Below are 3,879 nucleotides of genomic sequence, written 5' to 3' on the forward strand. Positions count from 1 at the left end.
CCCCCCCCCCCCCCCCCCCACCACTCATCTGCCTTTAACCTGTGACACGTACCCGGCCTTCTTGCTTACCGACCCGGTTTGTACGTCACACCTGGATTGTTCTTTGTAATTAGCCGGTGACTTTTGCCTGGGTGAAGTTGTTGTGTCTCAGGACCTAGGCGAGATCGTCATCCTTTGGTGAGGCGGGGGAGACGATGCGCTGGCCTCCGGTATGGGGGTTGGCGCGGTCGTCATTGCGGTTGAGGATCGGGAAGTTCAGTGACACCGTGGTGCCACCACCGGGGGTCTCGGAGATGTTGGCCGAACCGTGATGTGCCTGAGCGATCGAATGGACGATTGCGAGGCCGAGGCCGGAGCCGCCGGAGGCACGCGACCGTGAGGTGTCGATGCGATAGAACCGCTCAAAGACGCGTTCCCTGTTCTCGGGTGGGATACCCGGACCGTGGTCACGGACCTCGATGACTGCCATGGTCACCATGCCCGTGACGGCGCGTACCTGTTCCGTCCCAACAGCAATGTCCACGGCGGTGCCGGAGGGAGTGTGCTGCAGGACGTTGGTCAGAAGGTTGGTGATGACCTGGGTGATCTTGTCTCGATCGACCAGGGCAATCACCTCCTCCGGTTCGTCCGAGAACAGCCCTGTCACCTTGGCCGGATAATCGGAGGTGCGTGCCTGGAAGTCAAAGACGGCGCTTTCGGCAAGCTCGGTGAGGTTCGCGGGAGCGATGTTGAGGGGGCGCGACTCGTCGAGTCGGGCCAGCTGCAGGAGGTCCTCGACGAGGCCGCCCATGCGGCGTGCCTCGGACTCGATTCGGTCCATGGCCTGATCCATCTTGTCCGGACCGATCCCTCCCATGCGGTACAGCTCCGCGTACCCTCGCACCGAGGCGAGAGGCGTGCGTAACTCGTGGGACGCATCCGAGACGAACTGGCGGACCTTGTTCTCCGACCTCGCACGGGCGGTCATGGCGCTCTCGATTTGACCGAGCATGATGTTGATCGACCCGGCCAGGTGACCAACTTCGATACCCATGTTCTCCGTTGGTACGCGCTGCGTCAGGTCACCGTGGGAGATCTGACGTGTCGTGTGCTCGATGATGCGGAGGGGTTTGAGGGAGTGTTGAACGATGAAGTAGGAGAGGATCGCACCGAGGGCGACAATGACGACAGCGATGACGAGCAGAACGAGCATCATCTGCGTTTTCGTGTTCTCTATGTCGGACAGCGGATATGCGATCGCCACCGCGGGGAACTGGTTGGACACGGTCGGCAGGTAGATGGCGCGCCAACTCGTGTTCGGGTGGGTTCCCTGAATCGTCTGCGGATCCGACGGCTGACCGTCGAACACGACCGTCACGTCCGCGGGAGTGCCGTAGCGTTCCTCCATGGAGGGCGACATGTAATGCCAGTCGGCCCCGGACTCGTTCTGAACGTAGATGAAGTATGGGGAGGGCACCACCTGTGCGCTTGTTCCAGCGAGCGCGTTGAACGTCTGTTGCGCGATGGTGGCACCCGACAATTTCAGGTCCGAGTCAACCTGGTTGATGAGCACCCGGTTCATCACCGTCATGGTGCTCATGAAGACCAGTCCCAGAGCGAGGGTGAGGACCAGGATGTAGAGGGCAACGAGCCTGCCCGTCAGGGAGCGTTCGTTACGCAACGTTACTTCTGTTCGCGCAGCACATATCCAATAGCGCGCTTCGTGTGAATGAGGGGTGTCACCTCAACGCCAAGGGCCTCAGAGGAATCGATCTTGCGACGAAGGTAGGAGATGTAGGACTCGACGATGGAGATCTCACCATCCCAGTTGTAATCCCACACGTGATCGATGATCTGCTCCTTCGAGACCACGCGCTCAGCGTTGATCATGAGGTAGCGCAGAAGCTTGAACTCGGTTGGGGACAGCTCGATGTTGACGCCGGCGCGGTGCACCTCGTAGGAGTCCTCGTTGAGAACGAGATCCGCGTAGACAATGTTGCCTTCCTCGCGCTCATCGTTCGTGCGGCGGAGGATGGCGCGGATGCGGGCCACGACCTCTTCGAGGGAGAACGGCTTCGTCACGTAGTCGTCGCCACCAACAGACAGACCCCGCACCTTGTCCTGCACATCGTCTTTCGCAGTGAGGAACAGAACGGGAAGGCCTGGTTCGTGCTCGCGAAGCTTCTTCAAGACCTCGAAGCCGTCCATGTCCGGCAACATGATGTCGAGAATGACCAGGTCGGGGTGAACGAACGAGACCTGGGAAACCGCCTCATGGCCATCTGCCGCCATGCGAACGTCAAAACCTGCAAAGGTCAGCGATGCACTGAGCAACTCTCTGATCGAGGGCTCATCATCAACAACAAGGATCTTAGCTTCTGCACTCATAGTCGCCATGATCTTAAAGTTTACTGGACGCTTCCTGTGAAAGGTGGTCAAGTTTCCTTAAAGCCAATAACGAGCGGGGAGGCTCCCTTCCGTCGCTCGGAGAACCCGATAGATCGATACTCACGACTCCCAGAAGTGGGGAGAAGTAACCTTTTCAGAAACTCCCAGGAATTGCTGGGGTACGATTCAGGAACGTGCATAACACTAAAACCAGTTCGCAGAACACACACCTGGGAACGGAATTCAGTGGTTAAGTGATTAAAGGTTGGGGACCCCCTCGGGGTCCCCAACTCACGTTCGAGGAACCAGTCAAAACATTCGATCTGGGAAACAAACGGTCTAGTAAACATGCGGGCTTACAGACCTATGGCTCAAGAAAAGACAATGCCCGCCGGATACAATCGGCGAAACCGATCAGTTCCCGGCGGGCATCCCTCTACGTCAGTAGATAGTTGGCTCCCTAGTAAGGGGATCCTCAGTAGATCGTGGTGTCGCCAGCTTCGATGCTGGGCTGTTCCTTTTTACCGGCCTTGAGGGCGGCAAGGCGGGCCTCGACCTCGGTCTGTTGCGAGTGGTCCTCGAGCTCAGCGAACTGATCGGCCAGTGAGGAGCCCTGGAGCTCTGCGCGACCGGCAACCTCTGCCTCCTGACGGCGGATCTGCTCCTCGAAGCGGGAGATCTCCGACGTGGGATCGAGAACGTTGATGGAGGCCATCGACTGCTGTACCTGGGCCTGAGCCTGAGCGGACTTCTGGCGAGCAACCAGATTGTCGCGCCTGTTCTTCAGCTCGTCCAGCTTCTGGTGCATGGTCTGCAGGCCGTCCTTCAGCTGAGCCACAACCTGGTTCTGGGACTCGATCATCGGCTCTGCGGCGCGTGCCTCGTTCTCGGCAGCGATCTGCTTCGTGAGAGCAACCTTGGCGAGGTCGTCAAACTTCTGCGCGTTCGCATTATCGCCGGAGCTACGGAACTGCTCTGCGCGGTCGGAGGCTGCGATGGCCTTGCGGCCCCAGTCCTCTGCCTCAGCGAGATCCTCGGCGTGGTCGGCCTCGGCGAGACGCAGGTTGCCGATGGTAACGGCAATGGCGTCCTCTGCCTCGGAGATTGAGCTTGTGTAGTCGCGAACCAGCTGATCAAGCATCTTCTGCGGATCCTCGGCGCGATCGAGGAGTGCGTTGATGTTGGCGCGGGCTAGCTGGCCAATACGGCCTAGGATGGACTGCTTCTCAGCCATGGTGAACCTTTCGTTGGATACATGGATGGGGACAAACTTATTGGATTCTTCAGTAAAAGGGACGGTGTTTACTTCAAGAGGAACGAGTGTGCTTTGGGTGCGGACTGCCGTGCTAGAAGTCGATGCCTCCACCAAAGCCGCCGCCTCCGCCGCGACCCCCGCCTCCGCCAAAGCCACCTCCGCCGAAGCCGCCTCCGCCGAAGGAACCGGAGGAGAAGCCGCCGCCACGGTGACCGCCACCGCCGAATCCTCCGGAGAGGATCGAGCCGATGATGAGG

General features: G+C 59.5%; 3 protein-coding genes. All 3 read right to left on the reverse strand.

What is annotated here, in order from left to right; all coding sequences use genetic code 11:
• Positions 1-154: 154 nt before the first annotated feature.
• The 3 genes from QMB98_RS02335 to QMB98_RS02345 all read right to left on the reverse strand — a co-directional run bounded on the left by QMB98_RS02335 (position 155) and on the right by QMB98_RS02345 (position 3,601).
• Entirely contained in the window at positions 155-1,660 is a 1,506-nt protein-coding gene (locus tag QMB98_RS02335; RefSeq protein ID WP_371684035.1) for a sensor histidine kinase, read from the reverse strand.
• A 2-nt stretch (positions 1,661-1,662) separates the two neighbouring features.
• Complete coding sequence (locus QMB98_RS02340; RefSeq protein ID WP_371684036.1) at positions 1,663-2,376, reverse strand: response regulator transcription factor; 714 nt, start codon at positions 2,374-2,376, stop codon at positions 1,663-1,665.
• A gap of 466 nt (positions 2,377-2,842) precedes the next feature.
• Entirely contained in the window at positions 2,843-3,601 is a 759-nt protein-coding gene (locus QMB98_RS02345; RefSeq protein WP_371684037.1) for a PspA/IM30 family protein, read from the reverse strand.
• Positions 3,602-3,879 lie beyond the last annotated feature (278 nt).

The organism is Flaviflexus sp. (assembly GCF_041440645.1).
GTDB lineage: Bacteria > Actinomycetota > Actinomycetes > Actinomycetales > Actinomycetaceae > Flaviflexus.